Source organism: Streptomyces sp. CC53 (assembly GCF_001865245.1).
GTDB lineage: Bacteria > Actinomycetota > Actinomycetes > Streptomycetales > Streptomycetaceae > Streptomyces.
Genome location: NZ_MKXB01000189.1, coordinates 1 through 19,142, shown reverse-complemented (window position 1 = coordinate 19,142; position 19,142 = coordinate 1). Strand labels below are relative to the sequence as shown.

17 protein-coding genes and 1 pseudogene are annotated in these 19,142 nt (G+C 71.1%); 3 read left to right on the top strand and 15 right to left on the bottom strand.

Annotated features, from left to right (window positions below; all coding sequences use genetic code 11):
* Nucleotides 1-82: 82 nt before the first annotated feature.
* Together BJP40_RS23500 and BJP40_RS23495 are read right to left on the bottom strand one after the other, a co-directional pair.
* Nucleotides 83-1,588, bottom strand: coding sequence for an ABC transporter substrate-binding protein (locus tag BJP40_RS23500; RefSeq protein ID WP_071282146.1), 1,506 nt, complete (start codon nt 1,586-1,588; stop codon nt 83-85).
* A 191-nt stretch (nt 1,589-1,779) separates the two neighbouring features.
* Nucleotides 1,780-3,144, bottom strand: coding sequence for a hypothetical protein (locus BJP40_RS23495; RefSeq protein ID WP_071282145.1), 1,365 nt, complete (start codon nt 3,142-3,144; stop codon nt 1,780-1,782).
* A 98-nt stretch (nt 3,145-3,242) separates the two neighbouring features.
* Between BJP40_RS23495 and BJP40_RS23490 the strand changes: the two genes are divergently transcribed.
* Nucleotides 3,243-3,740 (top strand): MaoC family dehydratase, encoded by a 498-nt coding sequence (locus BJP40_RS23490; protein ID WP_071282144.1) that lies wholly within the window; start codon nt 3,243-3,245, stop codon nt 3,738-3,740.
* A gap of 4 nt (nt 3,741-3,744) precedes the next feature.
* On the opposite strand, the gene BJP40_RS23485 is transcribed toward BJP40_RS23490, so the two are convergent.
* From BJP40_RS23485 to BJP40_RS23455, 7 genes are read right to left on the bottom strand one after another with little or no spacing between them, the layout of a single operon-like run.
* Nucleotides 3,745-4,662 carry an ornithine cyclodeaminase family protein gene (locus BJP40_RS23485; protein WP_177204474.1) on the bottom strand — a complete coding sequence of 306 codons (918 nt, stop codon included), beginning with the start codon at nt 4,660-4,662 and terminating at the stop codon, nt 3,745-3,747.
* Between the two features lie 29 nt (nt 4,663-4,691).
* On the bottom strand, nt 4,692-5,717 hold the full coding sequence (dmpG, locus tag BJP40_RS23480; protein ID WP_071282142.1) for a 4-hydroxy-2-oxovalerate aldolase: 1,026 nt from the start codon (nt 5,715-5,717) through the stop codon (nt 4,692-4,694).
* Nucleotides 5,714-6,673 (bottom strand): acetaldehyde dehydrogenase (acetylating), encoded by a 960-nt coding sequence (locus BJP40_RS23475; protein WP_079171406.1) that lies wholly within the window; start codon nt 6,671-6,673, stop codon nt 5,714-5,716. Before BJP40_RS23475 ends, dmpG begins: the two co-directional genes overlap by 4 nt.
* Nucleotides 6,670-7,563, bottom strand: a complete 894-nt coding sequence (locus tag BJP40_RS23470) for a CoA ester lyase (RefSeq protein WP_071282141.1) — start codon at nt 7,561-7,563, stop codon at nt 6,670-6,672. The genes BJP40_RS23475 and BJP40_RS23470 overlap by 4 nt, the downstream gene beginning before the upstream one ends.
* Nucleotides 7,560-8,837: an aminotransferase class I/II-fold pyridoxal phosphate-dependent enzyme gene (locus BJP40_RS23465; protein WP_071282140.1), complete on the bottom strand. Its 1,278-nt coding sequence runs from the start codon at nt 8,835-8,837 to the stop codon at nt 7,560-7,562. Before BJP40_RS23465 ends, BJP40_RS23470 begins: the two co-directional genes overlap by 4 nt.
* On the bottom strand, nt 8,834-9,760 hold the full coding sequence (locus BJP40_RS23460; protein WP_371258690.1) for a cupin-like domain-containing protein: 927 nt from the start codon (nt 9,758-9,760) through the stop codon (nt 8,834-8,836). The genes BJP40_RS23465 and BJP40_RS23460 overlap by 4 nt, the downstream gene beginning before the upstream one ends.
* A complete protein-coding gene (locus BJP40_RS23455; RefSeq protein ID WP_079171405.1) occupies nt 9,757-11,091 on the bottom strand; it encodes an MFS transporter in 1,335 nt (444 codons plus the stop codon). Before BJP40_RS23455 ends, BJP40_RS23460 begins: the two co-directional genes overlap by 4 nt.
* Before the next feature lie 347 nt (nt 11,092-11,438).
* Between BJP40_RS23455 and BJP40_RS23450 the strand changes: the two genes are divergently transcribed.
* Complete coding sequence (locus BJP40_RS23450) at nt 11,439-12,947, top strand: aminopeptidase P family protein (RefSeq protein WP_071282139.1); 1,509 nt, start codon at nt 11,439-11,441, stop codon at nt 12,945-12,947.
* A gap of 104 nt (nt 12,948-13,051) precedes the next feature.
* Nucleotides 13,052-13,330 (top strand): hypothetical protein, encoded by a 279-nt coding sequence (locus tag BJP40_RS23445; RefSeq protein WP_071282138.1) that lies wholly within the window; start codon nt 13,052-13,054, stop codon nt 13,328-13,330.
* Nucleotides 13,331-13,382: 52 nt separating this feature from the next.
* Here BJP40_RS23445 and BJP40_RS35880 read toward each other — a convergent pair whose 3' ends face one another.
* The 6 genes and pseudogenes from BJP40_RS35880 to BJP40_RS23415 form a co-directional block, all read right to left on the bottom strand.
* On the bottom strand, nt 13,383-14,102 hold the full coding sequence (locus BJP40_RS35880) for an MMPL family transporter (protein WP_226962410.1): 720 nt from the start codon (nt 14,100-14,102) through the stop codon (nt 13,383-13,385).
* Nucleotides 14,027-15,013 (bottom strand): MMPL family transporter, encoded by a 987-nt coding sequence (locus tag BJP40_RS35875; RefSeq protein ID WP_256220818.1) that lies wholly within the window; start codon nt 15,011-15,013, stop codon nt 14,027-14,029. Before BJP40_RS35875 ends, BJP40_RS35880 begins: the two co-directional genes overlap by 76 nt.
* 121 nt (nt 15,014-15,134) lie before the next feature.
* Nucleotides 15,135-16,135 (bottom strand): annotated as a pseudogene (locus BJP40_RS32190) (IS5 family transposase).
* Between the two features lie 253 nt (nt 16,136-16,388).
* Nucleotides 16,389-16,643, bottom strand: coding sequence for a hypothetical protein (locus tag BJP40_RS23430; protein WP_071282136.1), 255 nt, complete (start codon nt 16,641-16,643; stop codon nt 16,389-16,391).
* Nucleotides 16,622-17,581 carry a hypothetical protein gene (locus BJP40_RS23425; RefSeq protein ID WP_071282135.1) on the bottom strand — a complete coding sequence of 320 codons (960 nt, stop codon included), beginning with the start codon at nt 17,579-17,581 and terminating at the stop codon, nt 16,622-16,624. The genes BJP40_RS23430 and BJP40_RS23425 overlap by 22 nt, the downstream gene beginning before the upstream one ends.
* Nucleotides 17,582-18,298: 717 nt before the next feature.
* A partial coding sequence (locus BJP40_RS23415; protein WP_071282134.1) for an IS5 family transposase occupies nt 18,299-19,142 on the bottom strand: 844 nt, incomplete at its 5' end.

Here is a 19,142-nt window from a genome sequence, read left to right as displayed (position 1 = left end):
CACAGCAGCGCGGGCCCGCCGCCCTGCGCGAGGGTGCGCAGGGCGGCGGCCGGGCCGCCCCGGAGGCGGTCGGGTATGCCGTTCAGCGCCGGGTCCCCGTTCCGATGAACTGCCGCTCGTACGGGTCGAGCAGGGTGCCCCGCACGGTGGCGCCGACGCCGGTGGCGGCCTTCAGGTGGACGAGCGGGACCACCGCGTCGGTGCCGAGGACGGCCGCCTCCGCCTTCATGGCGGCGTCCTGCCGCTCGGCGGTGTCGGCCACGGACCGGGCGGCTGCGACGGCCCGGTCGACGCCCGGGTCGCACAGCAGTGACAGGTTGTAGGTGCCCTCGCAGGTGAAGTCGCTGTCGAGGACCGTGACGGGGTCGCCGGTGTCGAGCATCATGTTCCGTGAGGCGACGGCCGCGTCGAACGTGCCCGCGAGCAGGTCGCTTTCGAGGCGGGCGTAGTCGCGCACCTCCAGTTGAACGGTGAAGCCCGCCTTCTCCAGTTGCTGCTGCAGCACCTGTGCGGTCTCGGCGAGTTCGGGGCGTCCGGTGTAGGTGGCGATGGTGAGGGCCTGGCCGCGGGGTGCGGTGGCTTCGGCTCGGCCGGTGGGCTGGATGCGCTTGCTCGCGGCCCAGTTCAGGGCGGGGCCGTAGAGGCCCTGGGCGACCTCGGCGCGGCCCTCGTAGACGTCCTTGGCGATGACGGAGGCGTCGATCGCCTCGCGGGCGGCGGCGCGCAGCCCGGGGTCGGTGAACACGCCGGACGTGGTGTTGAGGTAGAGGCTGGTGTTGCGGGCGGTGTTCGTCTCGTGGAGGGCGCCCTGGTCGAGGGGCGCGGTCTGCGCGACGGGGAGGGCCTCGGCGAGGTCCGTCTGGCCGGTGCGCAGGGCGTTGGCGCGGGCGGTGCCGTCGGCGACGAACGCGGCGTCGATGCCGGGCGCCTGGGCCCGGCCGCCCCAGTAGTCGTCGAAGCGGTCCAGGGTGGCGGCCGTGTCGCCGCTGATCCGCGTGAGCGCGAAGGGGCCGGTGGCGGTGCCGACCGGGCTCACGGTGCCCTTCTTCGCGTACGCCTTCGGGGAGAACACCGCGAGGTTCGGGTTGGACAGGCGCAGCGGGAGGACCGGGTCGGGTGTGCCGGTGCCGATCCGCACCCGGTCCTCGCCGACGGCTTCGGCGGTCAGCTCGACGCCGGACAGGGCGGTGGGGGCGGGCTTCGCCTCGGCGGCGTGCACGAGTGCGGCGGCGACGGCCTGCGCGGTGACCTGGGTGCCGTCCTGGAACTTCGCGTCCCGGAGCGTGAACAGCCAGCTCCTGCCGTTGCTCTCGCGGGTCCACGATTCGGCCAGCGCGGGTACGGCGGTGCCGTTGGCGTCCAGTTTGGTCAGGCCCTCGGAGACGCCGAGCTTGTACAGGTGGAAGGCGTCCTGGCTGTGCGGGGAGAAGTTGCGGGTGGGGGCGAACGCAAGGGTCACCCGCAGCCTGCCGCCGTCGCCGGAGCCGGCGGGGCCCGGGGGCGCGCTCTGACCGCCGGGGGCGAAGCAGCCCGTGAGGAGCGGTGCGAGGAGGAGGGCGGCGGTCAGCCGGCGGCGGTGGCTTCTCATGACGTGCGCAGGGTCTTCCGGTAGGGCGGATCAAGGGGGGAGGCACGCAGAGTACATGATAATCGTTTCCATTCAAACGGGTGGGACCCCGCTGTGAGGCGCGGAGCCGCCAGGTCGGCGACGCCGGACCGTGGTCGGCGACCCGTACCGGGCCGGGCCGGGTACGGTACGGCGCCGAGCTCCCCGACCGCTCAGACCGCGACCATGCACCCGTCCGTCCCGTGCGTCCCCAGCACGCTGACGATCCCGCTGCGGCCGTCCCCGAAGAACCTGGTGGTGATCCCGGCGGGACGCCCGCCGAACAGCAGGGGACCGATGACGGGGGCCACGTCGGCGGCGTGCGGCTCGTCCTCGCCGTCCGCGAGCAGGGCGAGGCGGCAGGTGCGGGCGGAGACGTACTCCTGCACGATGCTGGTGCCGGTCCCGGCGGCCGCCGTCACCGCCTCCTCCCACTCCGCTTGCCCGGTGGCCCGGCCCAGGACGACCTGCTTGCCGCTCATGCCGATGCTCTCCTTCAGCACCAGCTCCTCCCGGTGGGCCACGGCGAACGACACCAGGTCCACCTTCCGGTCGCCCCGGGTGGTCCACCGGTGCGAGAGGACACGCGTCCACGGCAGGTACCGGTCGACGAGGGCGCGCTCGGCCGCCGTCATCCAGGGTCGGCCCTCCGACAGCATCCCCATGGTCAGCTTGCTGGAGAGGAACGTGGAGGTCTGGGTCCCCACCAGGAGACAGCCCTGGTCGACCGCGGCCTGTACGGGCGCGGTGTCGATGCCCAGCTCCTCCCAGTCGGGGATCGTGAAGTCACGCAGCCCCACCGGATAGCGCAGCCCGGGCGGGCAGTCCCACGCCTCGTGCAGGTGCTCCGGCTCGAAGAAGCGCGCGTGCAGCCCGTGGCGGGACAGATAGTCGGCCTGGATGTCGAAGTAGCGGGTGTGGCCGCCCTGGTCGCGGGCGCTGCCGAGGATGGCCACCCTCGGCGGCTCGTCCAGCTCGGCGCACAGGTCGCGGAACATCGCGGTCCGCACGGCGAGGGGCTCGTCGCTCGTGTACGGGACACGTCCCGTGTCGTCGCCGTACAGCTCGCGCCACATCCGGAGACGGCAGTGGCACTCGACGGGCCCGCTGAGCGCGCCGCTGACGTTGAACTCCAGGAACCGCGGCCCGTCCGCGCCGATCACCACGTCCGGGCGGACCACGCAGTCCGCGTACCGCTCCTCGGTGAACGGGTCGGCCATGAACAGCTGGTGCTCGTTGGCGGGCATCCGGTACGCGGCGAGCCTGCCCTCCGTGGTGGGCGCGCTCTCCAGGGCGGTGCGGCGGACCAGGTCGAGCAGGGCCCTGGTCACCCGGAACAGCTCGGCGTACGAGCTGCGCGGCACGACGAGGGGCGCGGCGGGCAGCAGCCGCTGGTAGGGCCAGCCGAGGTCCCGCATCGCGTGGCGGCTGCGCCACCGGAGCGTCTCGGCGGGCACGGCGGGCGGCCTCAACCGCAGCGAGCCGAACCAGGGGTGGCCCGACCGGGCGGATACGCCGACATCCTCAAGCACACTCATCCCCGCCCCTGCGACCGCTCGTGACCCCTGTGGTTCCCCTCATGATCAGGATATAAAGCGGAGTGTCAACAGCTTTGAGACACAGGGGAGATGCACGCATGGCGCTGCGCCGCGTGGAGGGCACGGACAACGAGTACGCCGAGGAGCACGGCGGCGACTACGAGGACTTCGAGCCGGGCATGGTGATACGCCACTGGCCGGGCCGGACCATCACGGAGACCGACAACACCTGGCTCACGTTGCTGACCATGAACCAGCACCCGCTGCACTTCGACCGCGCCTACGGCGAGAGCGCGGAGTACGGGCGGGTGCTGGTCAACAGCGGGATCACGCTGTGCCTGGTGGGCGGTATGACCGTGCAGGCGCTGTCGGCGCGCGCCGTGGCCAACCTCGGCTGGGACAAGGTCCGGCTCAAGGACCCGGTGTACGTCGGCGACACGCTGTACGCGACGAGCAGGATCCTGAGCAGGCGCCGGTCCGCGTCCCGCCCGGGGCAGGGGATCGTCACGGTGGAGACGACCGGCTCGAAGTCCACGGGCGAGCCCGTCATCGTCTTCGAGCGGACGTTCATGGTCCGCTGCCGGGAGAGGAACTGAACGGTCACACCGTCTCGGTGAGCGCCGCCGCGGCGGCCGTGTCCTCGATGGCCATGCCCACGCAACGGAACACCGAGGTACGGCCGTCCGGCACGCTGCCCGCCGCCAGCTCGCCGATCTCGTGCAGGTGCTCCTCCCCCATGATCCCTGCCGCCAGCGCGGCCCGCACCTCACCGGCCTCTTCCCGTGCGGCGGCCCGCTGCTCCACCACCACGAACGCGTCCGCGAGCAGGGCCGGTTCCACCTCGACGGCGTCCTCGTGGGTACCGCCGATGATGTTGAGGTGCGCCCCGGGTGCCACCCAGTCGGCGGCCACCAGCGGAGTGCGGCCGGCGGTCGAGGTCGTCGTACAGATGACCGCGGCGTCCTCGACGGCCTCCTTCGCCGTGCCGCAGACCACCACGTCCACCGGTCGGTCCGCCGTCTCCCGTACCCACCGCGCGAACGCGTCCGTACGGGACGGGGTGCGGGAGAACACGCGCACCGACCGGATGGGCCGCACCGCCGACACCGCCCTGACCGCTGCCCGGGCCTGCACCCCCGCGCCGATGACGGCCAGCTCGGCCGCGTCCTCGGGGGCGCACAGCCGGGTGGCGAGGCCGGCGACGGCGCCGGTGCGCACGGCGGTGAGCTCGGCACCGTCAAGGAGGGCGGTGACCCGCCCGGTCTCCAGGTCGGTCAGGACGACCACTCCGTGGATGAGCGGCAGTCCGCGCTCCGGGTTGTCGGGGGTGAGCGTGGTGATCTTGACGCTGCCCACCCCGCGCCGCTCCCAGACCGCGGTCGCGGCGAGCAGTTCCCGCTGCGGGCGGCTGTGCGGGACGACCGTCCGGGACGGCGAGCCGGTGCGGCCCGCCGACAGGTCCGCGAACGCCTCGGCCAGCGCGTCCATGACCCGCACGAGCCGGTCGGCCCCGGCCATGTCCGCCGCGCCGACGGTGAGGGGGCCGGTCACGCCGCCGCCTCCCGCGCGCGGGCGGCGAGTTCGGCCACCACGTCCACGATCAGGTCCTCCTGCCCGGCGATGGCCTGACGCCGCCCGAGTTCGAAGAACACGTCGCGGGGGTCGACCCCGGCGCGCGCGGACAGGTCGAGCACCTGTTGCTTGAACCCCGAAAACACTCCTGCCAGTCCGCTGACGATGCTGAGCGAGCCGGTGACCGGCGGGGCCGGCATCAGCTCGCGCTCGGCGTACTCGGCGGCGTCGAGCAGCGCGTACAGGTCGATGCCGGTGGGGTAACCGGTGCGCTCCAGCACCGGTACCAGCACCTCCAGTTGGGTGTTCCCGGCGCCCGCCCCGAAGCCGCGCGCGCAGCCGTCGATGATCCGGGCACCGGCGACGGCGGCGGCGACCGAGTTCGCCACGGCCATGCCGAGGTTGTTGTGCCCGTGGAAGATCACCGGTACGTCCAGTGGGCCGACCGCGCTGCGGATGGCTCCGATCCGCTCGCTGACGTCCTGGGGCAGGAAGTGCCCGGCGGAGTCCATGATGCCGACCGCCTGCGCCCCGTAGCCGACGGCCCGCACGGCCTGCTCCGCCAGTTCCGCGGGGCTCGCCATGTGGCTCATCATCAGGACGCAGTGCGCCTCCGCGCCCTCCTCCCGCAGGAAGCCGAGGTGGCGTTCCGCGAGCGAGGTCTCGGTGCAGTGGACCCCGACGCGGATCACGTCGACGCCGTGCTTCAGTGCCTTCCGCAGGTCGTCGGAGGTGCCCCAGCCGGGCAGCATGAACACGCCCATCCGGCTGGTGCGCAGCGCCTCCCGCACGGTCGCCAGCATCTCGTCGTCACTGACGGCCGCCTCCCCCACCTGGAGGGAGGAGGCGCCCAGCCCGTTGCCGTGGCCCACTTCCACGACCGGGATACCGGCCGCGTCGGCCGCCTCCGCGTAGCCGCGCAGGGCCGCCGCGCCGAGCCGGTGGCGTACCGCGTGCTGACCGTCCCGCAGCGTCGGGTCGTGGATGACGACCGCGTTCATCGCGCCTCTCCCGTCCGGCCGGTGTCTCCCGCGATCCGGGCCGCGTGCTGCTCGGCGACCAGGATGGCGGCCGAGTTGATGATGTCGAGGTTCCCCGCGTACCGGGGCAGCACGTCGCTGTCGGCGGTGACCTCCAGGGACACCACGACCCGGTCGCCGGTGGCCGTGCAGGCGATCACCTCGTACCCGGGGGCGAAGGCCCGTACCCGCTCGGCGGCCTCGTCGACCACGGCCCGTACCTCCGCGGCACGGTCCTCGGCGCCGGGGACGACGGCGTGGACGGCGGTCCGGAAGGTGGCGGGCGGGACGGCGGGGCTGATGTTGAGGATGGCCTTGGTGGTGGGCACGCCCGTGAACGCGGTGAGTGCGGCCTGGGTCGTCGCCACGTACTCGTCGAGGTTGAGCCGGGTCGCGCGGCCCGCGATGCTGCTGGCCACGGTGGACACCACCTCGATGTACGCCGTGTCGAACCGCCCGGCGAGGGCGTGTGCGACCGGGACGGAGGCCTGGCCGCCGCAGCTGATCAGGTTGACGTTCCGCTCGGTCGGAGCTCGCGTGCCGGTCACGGTCGGGACGACCATCTGGCCGGCCTTGCTGGGCGTCATGTCGATGACGAGGGTGCCGAGCGGCTGGAGCCGCCGCCAGTGCTCCCGGTGGGACAGGGCGTTGGTGGCGTCGAAGACGATGTCGTACGGGCGGGCCGCGTCGAGCAGGGCGTCGATGCCGCCGGCGGTGGTGGGGTAGCCGAGGCCCGCGGCGTGCGCGAGTCCGGCGGAGGCGGGGTTGCGTCCGGCGACCAGGGCGCAGGTGAGGCCGGTGGAGCGGTGGACCTTGCTGACGAGGTCCTGGCCGATGGCCCCGGTGCCGATGACGGCGACCGTGGCGGGGGCGGCGGGCCGCCCGGGGGGTGGGGCCGGGTGGTCCGCGCCGGCGAGGTCTTCGGCCACGGCGGTCATGCGGTGCTCCCCTCTGCGTCCTGGAAGGCCGTCCCGCCGCCGAAGCGGGCCGCCCAGGCGTCGCCCTGCTCCACGGTGGTGCGGGCGAGCCGGGCGAAGGGCGGGCCGACCATGTCGCCGTCCAGCACGGCGATGGCCCCGGCCGCGTCCCGTACCGCGTCGGTGACCCGCCGGGCCTGCCGCACGCTCGCCGGGTCGGGCCGCAACGCCTTGTTGATGGCGTCCAGTTCGGCCGGGTGGACGGTGGCCTTGCCGTGGAAGCCCAGTTCCCGGATGCGGGTCAGCTCGTCGGCCAGCACGTCCGGTTGCGCGAGCCGGAAGTTGGCGGTGTCGACGCAGGCGGCGCCGTAGCGGGCGCAGGCGAGCACCATGGCCTGGCGGGCGGCGAGCATGCCGGCCCAGGTGATCTCGATGCCGAGGGTGGCGGCCAGGTCGGCGGAGCCGAGGACGATCCCGTCGGCGGCCTGCGCGACGGCGTCCACGGAGGAGACGGCCTCGGGGGTCTCCAGCGTCACGTAGATCTCGGGGTGCGCGCCCGCCGAGGCGAGGGTCTCGCGCAGCAGGGCGACCTCGGTGGCGTTTCTGACCATCGTCATGACGAGGTAGCCGGGCCGGACGGGGCTGTCCGCGAGCATCGCCAGGTCGTGGACCGCGTCGAGGGTGCCGAGGGGGTTGACCCGTACGGCGATCCGCTCGGGCGCCGGGGACTTCTCCAGCGCGGTCCGGCACACCATGCGGGCGGTGGCCCGGTCCTGCGGGGGGACGGAGTCCTCCAGGTCCATGAGGTGCACGTCCGCGTCGTACGACCAGGCCTTGACGACCCGGGCCAGGGACAGCGCGGGGGTGTAGAGGATGCTGCGCGGGATCGGCCGCGCGGTACTGCCGCTCATCGGGCGCCCCCCTCCGGGACCGGTGCCGCCTGGGCCCCCACCTCGACCAGGACCTGGCCGAGCCTGCGGATCTGCTCCTCGGTCTGCCCGGCGCGCATCATGACGCGGAGCCCGGCGGTGCCGCGCGCGACGATCGGGAAGAACACGGGCGAGACGTAGAAGCCCGCCTCGATGACCCGTCGGCCCGCCTCGATCACGGTGTCGTCACTCATCGGGACGAGCCGGATGGGGAAGGTGCTGCCCCCCTGGTCCGTGTGGATCAGCGAGTCGAACAGCTCGATGTTCTTGTAGAGACGATTCTGCAGGGTCGTCAGCTCGGAGGTCCGGTGGATCTCGGCGGACGCCAGACCCGCCCCGACGGCCGCGGTGTTGAGGAGCTGCGAGTAGTTGAGGGCGCCGCCGAACCGCTCGATGATCCGCAGGGTCTCCTTGGAGTAGCCGTCGAGCACGATCGCCGCGCCGCTGGTGCCGAACGCCTTGTTCAGGGTGACCACGACGATGGTGCGCTCGTCCAGGACCGGGCTGTGGGACCGTACGTAGCCCACCCCGCGCTCCCCGTACGCGGACAGCGAGTGGGAGTCGTCGTAGTAGACGAGCAGGCCGTACTTGTCCTGGAGTTCGGCCAGTTCCTTCACCGGGGCGTAGCCCCCGAGGCTGTCGCTGCCGTCGCAGACGTAGGCGACGCGGGCGTACTTCTTGCAGGCGTCCTCGATGAAGTCGAGGTCGTGGTGGCGGGAGGTGACCACCTCCGTCTCGTCGGCGCAGACCGGCTTGACGTTGGCCATCGAGACGTGAGCGTTCTTGTCGAAGATCATGTACGGCCGGTTCCCGTCGCCCAGATGACCGGAGGCGATCAGCGGCAGCAGCCCGAAGGTGGCGGTGCTGGCGGCGATGGAGCACACCACGTGGGCGCCGAACAGCTCACCGAGTGAGGTCTCCAGTTCCAGCATGGCGGGGATCTGGACCCGGCTGCGGGCGATGCAGTGGTCCAGGACGCCGTAGCGGCGCATCGCGTCGATGCCGCCCTCGATGACCTCGGGGTGGGAGTCCAGGTCCAGGTAGGAGCAGCAGCTGAAGTTGACGAACTCGTGTCCGTCGGGGATGAACTCGTGGCCGGGGGTGGTGCGCAGCCCGCCGTTGCCGTCGAGGTCCGCGACGATGCCGGCGAGCCCGTTGCGCTCGGACATGTCCCAGAACTCGTTGCCGATGCCGATGAGCTTGTCGTTGTTGCGCCACCGGTGGGTGGGGGTGATCCGGGTCTTCGCTTCGGTCACTTCGCCGCCCCCGTGGGCTCGTAGTTGTAGATTCCCTTGAGCTTCCGGAAGACGGCCGTGTAGAGGGCCACTCCGAGGACGTACGGCCTGCGGAGGATCTTCGGGTCCCACGACCAGAAGTTCACGTTGACGTTCATGTCGTCGAGCGACTCCGCCTGGTGCCACCAGCCGAGCGGCAGGTAGAGCATCTGCCCGGGCTCCAGGATCACTTCGCGGCGCTGGGCCAGCTTGGCGGCGAGCTTCGGGTACCGCGCCCAGTCGACGTCGTCGAAGTCGAAGACCCGTGACTTGTCACCGAAGCCCTGGACCAGGGACCGCGGGTAGTACTCCCAGAAGCCGGGCGGGGTCATGACGAACCGCTTGCGGCCCTCCAGGGCGATGTTGAAGTTCTCCAGCTCGTCGAAGTGGCTCTGGGTGAACACGCCCCTGTGGCTGATCCACAGGTTGGCGGCGTTCAGCAGCCGCTCGGAGCCGAAGAGCCTGCGCGCGCTGAAGCCGATGACGGCGTTGACGTCGGCGGGGTTGTTGCGGATGTTGGCGACGATCCGGTTCCAGGTGCTCGGGTCGTGCAGATAGCGCTCGTCCTCGAAGAACTCGCGCAGTTTGATCTCGCGGGTGGTCCAGCGTTCCTCGTTCTGCTTGTTGCTCGGCTCGGTGAACAACGTCACCGACATGTCTCCGAGACGCTTCGCCACACCTTCCCTGCCGAGGCCCTCGGCACCGTTCGGGAGGGTGATCACGACGGGGACGTCGGCCCGGATCAGGGCGTCCCGTCCGAAGGCGAGGAACTCCTCGAACGAGATCCGGGGGACGGGTATCCCGCCGAGCCGGTCCGAGGGCTTCGAGGTGTGCCCGGACTCCGTGGGATCTCCGGGCTGGGAGGGCTGTGCGGTGCTGCTCACCATGCCGACCTTCTCCGTCATTTCTCCAGTGCCGCTGTTTCCGTCTCCGGCGCCCCTTCCGGCTCCGGATCCGTCGTGCCGCGCGTCAGCGCGGGCTGGCCTGCCAGGCTCAGCAGCAGGGCGACGGCGCCGCCCGCGACGCCGGCCCACGCGGCCCATGCCGAACTGTTCAGTTCCGCCAGCTGACCGCCCACGGCGGTGCCGGAGGCGATGCCGAGGGCCCCGCAGCTGGTGAGCCACGAGAAGGCCTCGGACAGGGAGCCCTTCGGGGCGAGGGACTCCATCAGCGTGCTGCCCGCGATCAGCGCCGGGGAGATCGCGACACCGGCGACGACGGCGAGGAAGCACATGACCAAGGAGGAGTGCACGAAGGCCAGGGGGATCACGCCGACGGTCAGCAGGCCGGTGGTGACGCACAACAGCCGCGCCTGCGACAGGCGCCAGTCGGCCACCCCGTACACCGCCCCCGCGATCAGACTGCCGACGGCGAGCAGGGACAGGAACAGGCCGGCGAGGCCCGGCGAGCCCTGTTCCCTGGCGAAGGCGATCATCACGACGTCGACGGCGCCGAACTGGAAGCCCATCCCGGCGTAGCAGATCATCAGGATCCATACCCCGGGCACGGTGAGGGCCCGCTTCGGGCGCTGACCCGGTTCCGTGACGGACGCGGACGCGGGCTCGGAGCGGCGGTGCAGCGCCACCCCGACCGACCCGGCGACGGTCAGCGCGGCGCACGTCAGCAGCCCCGCCGACGGGTGCACGGAGGTGGACAGCGCGGTGACGATCAGCGGTCCGAGCAGGAAGATCGTGTCGTCGAGCATCGACTCCAGGGCGTACGCGGTGCGCAGCAGCCCCTGGTCGACGAACGCGGCCCACCGCGCCCGCATGAACGAGGTGAACGAGACCGAGGTGCACCCGGTGAGGGCCGCCGCACCGACCATCACCCAGAGCGGGGACCTCAGCCCGATCGACACCAGCAGCAGCGCCATGCCCGCGGCGTGCGCCAGGCAGGTGCTCAGCAGCACCCGCCGCTGGCTGTGCCGGTCGGCCAACCGCCCGAGGACGGGGCTGGCGACGCCCTGGGAGACCAGCATGGCCGCCGCGACGGTGCCCGCGTCGCCGAGCGATCCGGTGACGGCGGAGACGAGCATGAGGCAGCCGATGGAGCGCATGGCGATGGGGAACCGTCCGATGACGCCCCAGAAGGCGAGGGGGCTCGCACCCGGTGCGCGCAGCAGCCGGACGTACGATCCCAGCCCGGCCTTCCGGGGCGCCGCACCGGTTTCCGAGGCCCCTGCTCCGGATTCCGGACCGGGCGCGGCCTGGTCGTCGCCGGACGTTCTTTCGGACACATTTCCCCCGTCAGCGCTGTTCGCGCCCTCGTGAACGGCCCTTCGGCACGGAGGGGTTGTTCCGGTCCAACGGGCCACGCTGCCCAATTCGGCGGTTGCCGACGCTAGTTCGGCCACCCCACAGTGTCAACGGTTGACAGATGAGCTCGAAAGCGCTGTTGGTGAGGGGTGCGGGCTGGAAGCCACCGGCAGGCTGACGGCTCCGGGGGCCGGGTCCGGTCCGCCGGGGGGCGATCCCCGGCCTGTCTCACGAGTTGAGACCTGCGCGGGCGTCGATCACCCATACGATGGCTGCCGGCTGGACCCGTTGCGGGCGGCCGTTGACCGATTCGATCCAGGAGGCAGTCTTGACGGAGCGGACGTCCGAGAGCCAGGGCCCCGACCAGGAGCTCCAGGCCCCGGAGAGCCCCGAGGGCGAGCAGACCGAACCCGTGCAGGAGCGGAAGAACGGCCTGGAGCGGGGGGTGAGCGAGGAACTCGCCGAGAACATGAAGCAGGGCTGGGCGGACACCGAGCGCCACGACCTGGCGCCCATCCCGCAGGCGGCCCACACCGCGCGCCGCCGCGCCGAGCTCTCCGACCGCTTCCCGGGGGAGCGCCTGGTGGTGCCGGCCGGGAACCTGAAGGTCCGCGCCAACGACACGTTCTTCCCGTTCCGCCCGTCGTCCGACTACGTCTACCTGACGGGCGACCAGACGGAGGACGCCGTCCTGGTCATGGAGCCCACGCAGGGCGGCGGTCACGAGGCCACCGCGTATCTGCTGCCCCGCTCGGACCGGGAGAGCGGCGAGTTCTGGCTGTCGGCGCAGGGTGAGCTCTGGGACGGCCGCCGCAACAGCCTGACCGAGAACGAGCGGCTGCTGGGCCTGCCCTGCAAGGACGTCCGCGAGCTGGCCGAGGCGCTGAAGGAGGCGACGGGCCCGGTCCGGCTCCTGCGCGGCTACGACTCCGGGATCGAGGCGGCACTCGACGACAAGGTGACGGCCGAGCGGGACGAGGAGTTCCGTGTCTTCCTGTCCGAGATGCGCCGCATCAAGGACGCGTTCGAGCTGGACGACCTGCGGTTCGCGTGCGAGGCCACCGCACGCGGCTTCGAGGACGTGGTGAAGGTCCTCGACAAGGCGGAAGCCACCTCCGAGCGCTACATCGAGGGCACCTTCTTCCTGCGCGCCCGCGTCGAGGGCAACAACGTCGGGTACGCGTCGATCTGCGCGGCCGGGCCGCACGCGACGACCATCCACTGGGTCCGCAACGACGGGCCGGTGCGCCCCGGCGACCTGCTGCTGCTCGACGCCGGAGTCGAGACCCGCAACCTGTACACCGCGGACATCACCCGGACCATCCCGATCAGCGGCCGTTTCACGCCACTTCAGCGGAAGATCTACGACGCGGTGTACGACGCCCAGTCGGCCGGCATCGCCGCGGTGAAGCCCGGCGCGCACTACCGCGACTTCCACCGCGCGGCCCAGCAGGTTCTCGCCGAACGGCTGGTGTCGTGGGGCCTGTTCGGGGACATGTCGGTGGACAAGGTCCTCGAACTGGGCCTCCAGCGGCGCTGGACGATGCACGGCACGGGCCACATGCTGGGCCTGGACGTCCACGACTGCGCTGCGGCCCGCACCGAGATGTACGTGAACGGCCCGCTGGAGCCGGGCATGGTCCTGACGGTCGAGCCGGGCCTGTACTTCCAGGCGGACGACATGACGGTGCCGGAGGAGTACCGGGGCATCGGCGTCCGCATCGAGGACGACATCCTGGTCACCAAGGACGGCAACGAGAACCTGTCCGCGTCGCTGCCGCGCCAGGCGGACGAGGTCGAGGCGTGGATGGCGGCACTGAAGGAGCAGCAGGGCTGACACGCCGGCGTCGTCCCGCACCGCGGACGCGCCCGGTCGGCGGCGACCGCCCCGCAGGCGGCCGCCTCGCCACGGCGGCCCCGCACCTGTACGCCACGGTGCCGGTGTCCGGCGCCACCGCGGACACCGCGATGCGGGGCCGCCGCGCCACCGCACAGCCCGCCGCGTTCCCGTTCGCGCGGGCCGTGCACGCCCCGGCGACGGTGACCGTCGCGGGTGCGCGGCGCGGCCTGCTGCCGCTCGTGGCCGCGCACGACGAGGACGCGGATCGGCTCGTCGCGGGTGCGCGGGACGCGTTGCGGCTCGGCACCTCGGCGGGCGGGGGTCAGGGCCCACGCGGGTGGACCGGACCTCGCGAAGCGCCCCCTCGCGGAGGCAGGTGATCCGGACATCGGCTGAGCGCGTCCGGCCGTCGGGCGTGCGGTGCCGGCGAGCTCACCGGGCGGGCGGCCTCACTTCCTGGTCCTCCCGCCGCTCGGTCTCGACGCCGCGGCCCCCGCCCTCGACGTCGAGGGACGGCAGGAGGCGGTCGAGCCACCCGGGGAGCCACCAGCAGGCATCGCCCAGCAGCTTCATCGTGGCGGGGACGAGCACCATGCGCACGACCGTCGCGTCGACGGCGATGGCGGTCGCCAGGCCGAGTCCCAGCATCTTGGGGGTCGGGTCCTCACCGAGGACGAAGCCGAGGAACACCGACACCATGATGAGCGCGGCCGAGGTGATCACCCGGGCGGTCCCCGCGAGCCCGCGCACCACGGAGCCGTCGTTGTCGCCGGTCGCGAGGTAGTGCTCGCGGACCCGGGAGAGCAGGAACACCTCGTAGTCCATCGACAGCCCGAACACGATGGCGAACATGAACATCGGGATGAACGACACGATCGGCACGGTGGATTCGAGGCCGATCAGTGAGGCCCCCCACCCCCACTGGAACACCATCACCAGCACCCCGTACGCGGCGCCGATGCTCAGCAGGTTCAGCACGGCGGCCTTCAGAGGCACCAGGAGCGAGCGGAACACCACCGTCAGCAGCAGGAACGACAGCACCACCACCGCGGCGACGAAGAGGAGCAGCCGGTCCTTCACCCGGTCACCGAGGTCGGCGAACGCAGCCGTCTGCCCCCCGACATGGGCACGTGCCCCGCTGTCCTTGAGCACCGGGGAAAGACCTCGGAGCGCAGCCGCTCGATGGTCGCCCGCGTCGCGTCGTCCTGGGGTGCGGTGGTCGCCACGGCCAGCAGCACCGCGACGCCCGCGTCGGTGTCGATCCGCGGCGGTGCCACCGACGCGATCCCCGGGTCCTCGGTGACGGCGTCGTACAACGGCTCGACCACCGACGGGTCGCCGGCGAGGTCGACCGCGATGGCGAGAGGGCCGTTGGCGCCCGGACCGAAACCCTCGGCGACGAGGTCGTACGCCTGTCGCTGGGTCCGGGAGTCCGGAAGCGTGCCCTCGTCGGGGAAGCCCAGGCGCAGTGCCAGCACGGGCACGGCCAGTGCGAGCAGCAGCAGCGTGGCACCGACGGCGTATGCGACGGCGTGGCGGGCGACGTGCGTGCCCCAGCGCTGCCAGCGGTGCCGGGCGCGGGGGGCGTGCCCGTCCCGCGCGGCGCGGCGCCAGGGCAGGCCGAACCGGTCGATGGAGTGCCCGGCGAGTCCGAGGAACGCAGGCAGCAGGGTGATCGACGCCGCGACCATGATGAGCACCACGGCGGCGATGGCGACGCCGGCCGCGGCGATGAAGGGAATGCCGGCGACGGCGAGACCCAGGATCGAGACGACCACGGTGCCGCCCGCGAGGACGACGGCCTGGCCGGCGGTGGCGACGGCGCGTCCGACGGACTCCTCGACGCCCGTACCGGCGGCCAGTTGTTCGCGGTGGCGCGTGACGAGGAAGAGCGCGTAGTCGATACCGGCCCCGAGGCCGACCATCGAGGCGATCACCGGTGCCCAACTCGGTATCTCCACCAGGTACGTGAGGAGCGGCATCGCGCTCACGCCCAGTGCCAGGCCGAAGAGCGCCACGCCGATCGGCAGTCCCATGGCGATCAGTGATCCGAAGGCGACCAGCAGGATGACGACAGCGGCCAGCAGCCCGATGATCTCCCCGGTACCGGTCTCCGGTTCCTCGAACGAGAGGAACAGGTCGCCGCCCGCCTCGACCCTTAGGGAGCGTATTTGGTTGTGATCATCAGGTGGGCCGGGTGAGCTCTCTGAGCCAGATCATCGAGGCGCGCAGGTGAAGGCCAGCGAGGTAGCTGTCGGGGGTTTTGTCGTATCTGGTGGCGATGCCTCGCCAGGCCTTGAGCTTGTTGATCAGACGCTTGACGGTGTTCCGCTCCTTGTAGGGGTCTGCGTCGTGGCCGACGGGTCGGCCGCCTCTGGAGCCTTTCTTCCTCCGGTTGGCGGCCTGGTCCTAGTTTTCAGGGATGACCGCCTTGATACGGCGTTTGCGTAGGTGGGCGCGGTTGCCGCGGGACGAGTACGCCTTGTCCCCGGCGACCGCGTCGGGCCGGGTGCGGGGACGGCCGACGGCCCCGCGGACCCGTATCCTCCTCAGCACGGGGATGAACTGCGGGCTGTCGGCAGCCTGTCCTGCGGTCAGGATGAACGCCAGCGGGCGGCACTTCCGGTCGCCGGCGACATGAATCTTGCTGGTCTGCCCGCCTCTGGAGCGTCCGAGGAGGGCGGCCTTCAGCCGGAGTTTGTGCCGTCGCCGGATGCGTCGTCGTTCTTCCCGCTCGGGGTTGCTTTCGGCCCCCTGCCCGGTTTGTTCGTCGCAGTCGCCCCCTTTGACCTGGCCTTCTCCGACTCGGCGGCGGCTTTCTCCAGAGCGGTGAGGACCTCCTCCTCCAGGTGCATGCCGGCCGCGTCATGGTGGGCCCGCGCGGTGGTGGAGTCGATGCTGACCAGAGACAGGTCCACCTCGCCCCGCTTCGCGGCTTCCGCGATCAGGCCCTCCATCAGCGCTTCGAAGACCCCGGCGTCACGCCACTGCCGGAAGCGGTTGTGGACGGTCGACCAGGCGCCGAACTCCGTCGGCATCTCCCGCCACTGCCCGCCCGTCCTGAACCGCCAGATCACGCCCTCGAACTGCTGCCGCAGCCGCTCGGGGTACGGGCCGTACTCGCCGATCGGCAGGTACGGCTCAATGAACTCCCATTCCACATCCGTCAGTTGCACGCGAGTCACCCAAGAAGTTCCACCTGTCCAGACTCCGCCGTGCAGGCAGAACTCGAAGATTGATCACGATCCAATACGCTCCCTAGTCGCCCGATGCGCTGCTGCTCGGGGTATGTCAGCGAGTCCCAATCGGCCCACACCTGTGCCGCCTGCCCTGACATCAGAACGTGGGCGTCCTCCAGTCGGACGACTGCACGGCCTGCGTCGTCCTTTGCCGGGAAGTAGTGCTCAGCCAGCGCGAGAGCCGCCGCGAGAGTCCGGCTCATGCCGCGCGAACCTCCGCGATGAGATCCAGATCCGTGATCACCCTCGCGCCGAACGGGCCCAGCACCCGGTTGAGCACAGCGGTGTATCCGCGCAGGTGCTCGGGGATGACCACGGTCAGGCCCGAGCAGCCCTCCGGATCCGCGCGCATCTGCTCCGCGATGCCCTGTGGGTCGGCCCAGGTCTTGACATCGACACGCCAGGTGGTGCCGTTCTTTGTGATGTGGAGGTCTAGCTGTCGCCGAACGGCCACAGGCGTACATCTGCGCCTGCGCCGTAAGCGAGCGCCTCCAGGTCGATCTCCAGCAGCCCGGGCATCGTGATCCACTGCCACAGCCCGTACGACAGGGCGACCCACCCTTCGACAGGGCGCAGTTCGGGGATCTCCCGGATCTCACCCAGTGGCTTGAGACGCCACTGGCCGTCGTCCGATTCCATCTTGAAGCGCGCACCCCGTTGGCGATGACGCTCGTCCTCACAGGCCAACTCCGCCCCGTGGTGGCCTCGTGGCGTTGCCCGCGTGGTCCCCTTGCACAGGGGACAGGGCGCCCACCGGCCGGCGAACTGCTGGACGGGGGAGATGCCCGTATACACCCCCAGGTCCGTGAGAAGGGCATAGCGAGACAGAGCACGCCGTCCAAGGACGGGATCGTTCACCAAGGTCCCGCGGCCTTCGGTGTAGGCGGCGAACCCTGCCTGCTGCAAAGTACGAAATACCGCGTGCTGCACCGCCTCGGCCGCGATGCGAGCCAGCCGCGCTCCTGGCGGAAGCTTCCCCAGGGCTCGCAGCACACTGTGAAGGTGCCGCAGATCAGCCGAGAGACCAGGCACCTCGTGGGCCTGATCGGACGCTTCCATGATCAGACGCGTAAGAGCGGCCGTAGCGGTGCCGTCATCCTCCAGCAGACGCACGTCCCAGATCTCTGACCACGACCCAGGCCCCGGCAACAACGCGCCAACAGGCGCTGACCGCAACTGGTTCAGGAAGGCAGGGAACGAAGCTGCTTTACCGAATACGCCCCACGACCGCGTATAGCGGCCGTGACACTCCATCAGGAGGCGCGCACGACCCCGCGCATCCCCCTCGGGCGTGCACAACGTCATTGCTGCGATGACGCACGCATCAAGAGCGTCGCGCTGGCCTTGATCCAGCTCATCGATCTCGGCTGGCGTTGCTTCGAGGGCAAGCATCTGTGAACGGTCCTCGATATCGTGCGCGGCGGCTGAGTCATGGATCCCTGCCTAGAAGGCGGGTCGCCCCCCTACTGCGCTTCTATCAGGTTTGTGCCTTTGTGTGTAGGAAGCGGGGCCTCGGCAGTGAAAATCTCCCCAAGGCTCGAGGGAGCGAAGAGATCGCCGTTCTGTCGCCCGGAGGGGGCCAGCTGACGGGCGCCTCACGTGCGGCGCCGGCAGGGCATTCGCCCACGGCAGACGAGAAAGAGCCCCAAAGGACTGGAACCTCCTCCGGGACCATGTCACCGTACAGCGTCCCGGACAACACCAGGTCAGCGACGGGGTATGGGCTTCTGGCGGGCAGCACGCCGACCAGTCCCACGACAGCCCGCAGCCCGCCACTCGGCCTCGTTACGAGTGCCCGACCCCAAGGAGGTCCACCTGTCAAAGCCCGCTATCCGATCTGCCCGCTTTACTGCCCTCATCCTCTTGGCGCTCGGTGCCATGAACGCGTGGACGGCCCAACAGGCCGAGGACTACGTCTCCTTGTCCACGGAACTTTGCCTGTGCGTCTGCGCGGCCAGGCTGTTCGGTGCGGACCTGCTGCAACGCGGCTACCACCGCGACCGCGCGGTCCTCGCGCACGTCGCGGCGCACCCTGGAGCTGCGACTCGCCACGTCGCGCGAGCCGTTGGCGTCTCAGAGCGAGTTGTGGCTCAGACCGCGTTTGAGATCTCACTGATCGACACGTGAGAGTCGTCGGGGACCGGGTCGGGTTGCCGGTCGGCCGCGGGTGAGTCGGCGGACCATGATGCCGATCATCGCCCAGCGGATCATGGTCTCGGAGTGGGCGGGCTGCTGTTCGTAGTCCCGGGCGAGGCGGCGGTGTGCGGTGATCCATGACAGCGTCCGCTCGACCGCCCAGCGCTTCGGCTGGACCTGGAAGCCCTTCTGGCCGGGGTCCTTGCGGAAGATCTCCAGCTCGCGGCGGAGGACTGCGGCTGTCCAGTGGACCAGGTGCCCGGCGAACCCCTGGTCCGCCCAGATCTTCTTCACACCCGGGTGGTCCAGACGGGTCCACAGCAACGGACGTCGCGCGCCGTCACGGTCCTGGACGCTCGCGGCGACCACGTGGACGGCCAGGAGCAGGCCGAGGGTGTCGGTGACGATGAGCCGCTTGCGGCCCTTGACCTTCTTGCCCGCGTCGAAGCCCCTGGTCGCAGCGGGAACGGTATCGGCCGTGCGCACGGACTGCGAGTCGATCAGCCCGGCGCTCGGCTCGGGGCTGCGTCCGTCGGCCTGGCGGACCCGGTCACGCAGGGCATCGTGGACGCGTTCGACCGTGCCGTCGTCGTGCCACCAGGTGAAGTACCAGTACACGGTGGGCCAGGGCGGGAAGTCCTTCGGCAGCTGCCGCCAGGAGCCGCCGGTCCGCACCACGTAGAAGACCGCGTCCACGATCCGCCGCCGCGGGTGCTTCTCCCGCCGCCCGCCCTTCGGCCCCACCCGCGCCGGCGGCAGCACCGGCTCCACCAGCGCCCACTGCTCGTCCGTCAGATCCGACGGATACCCGCCCCCA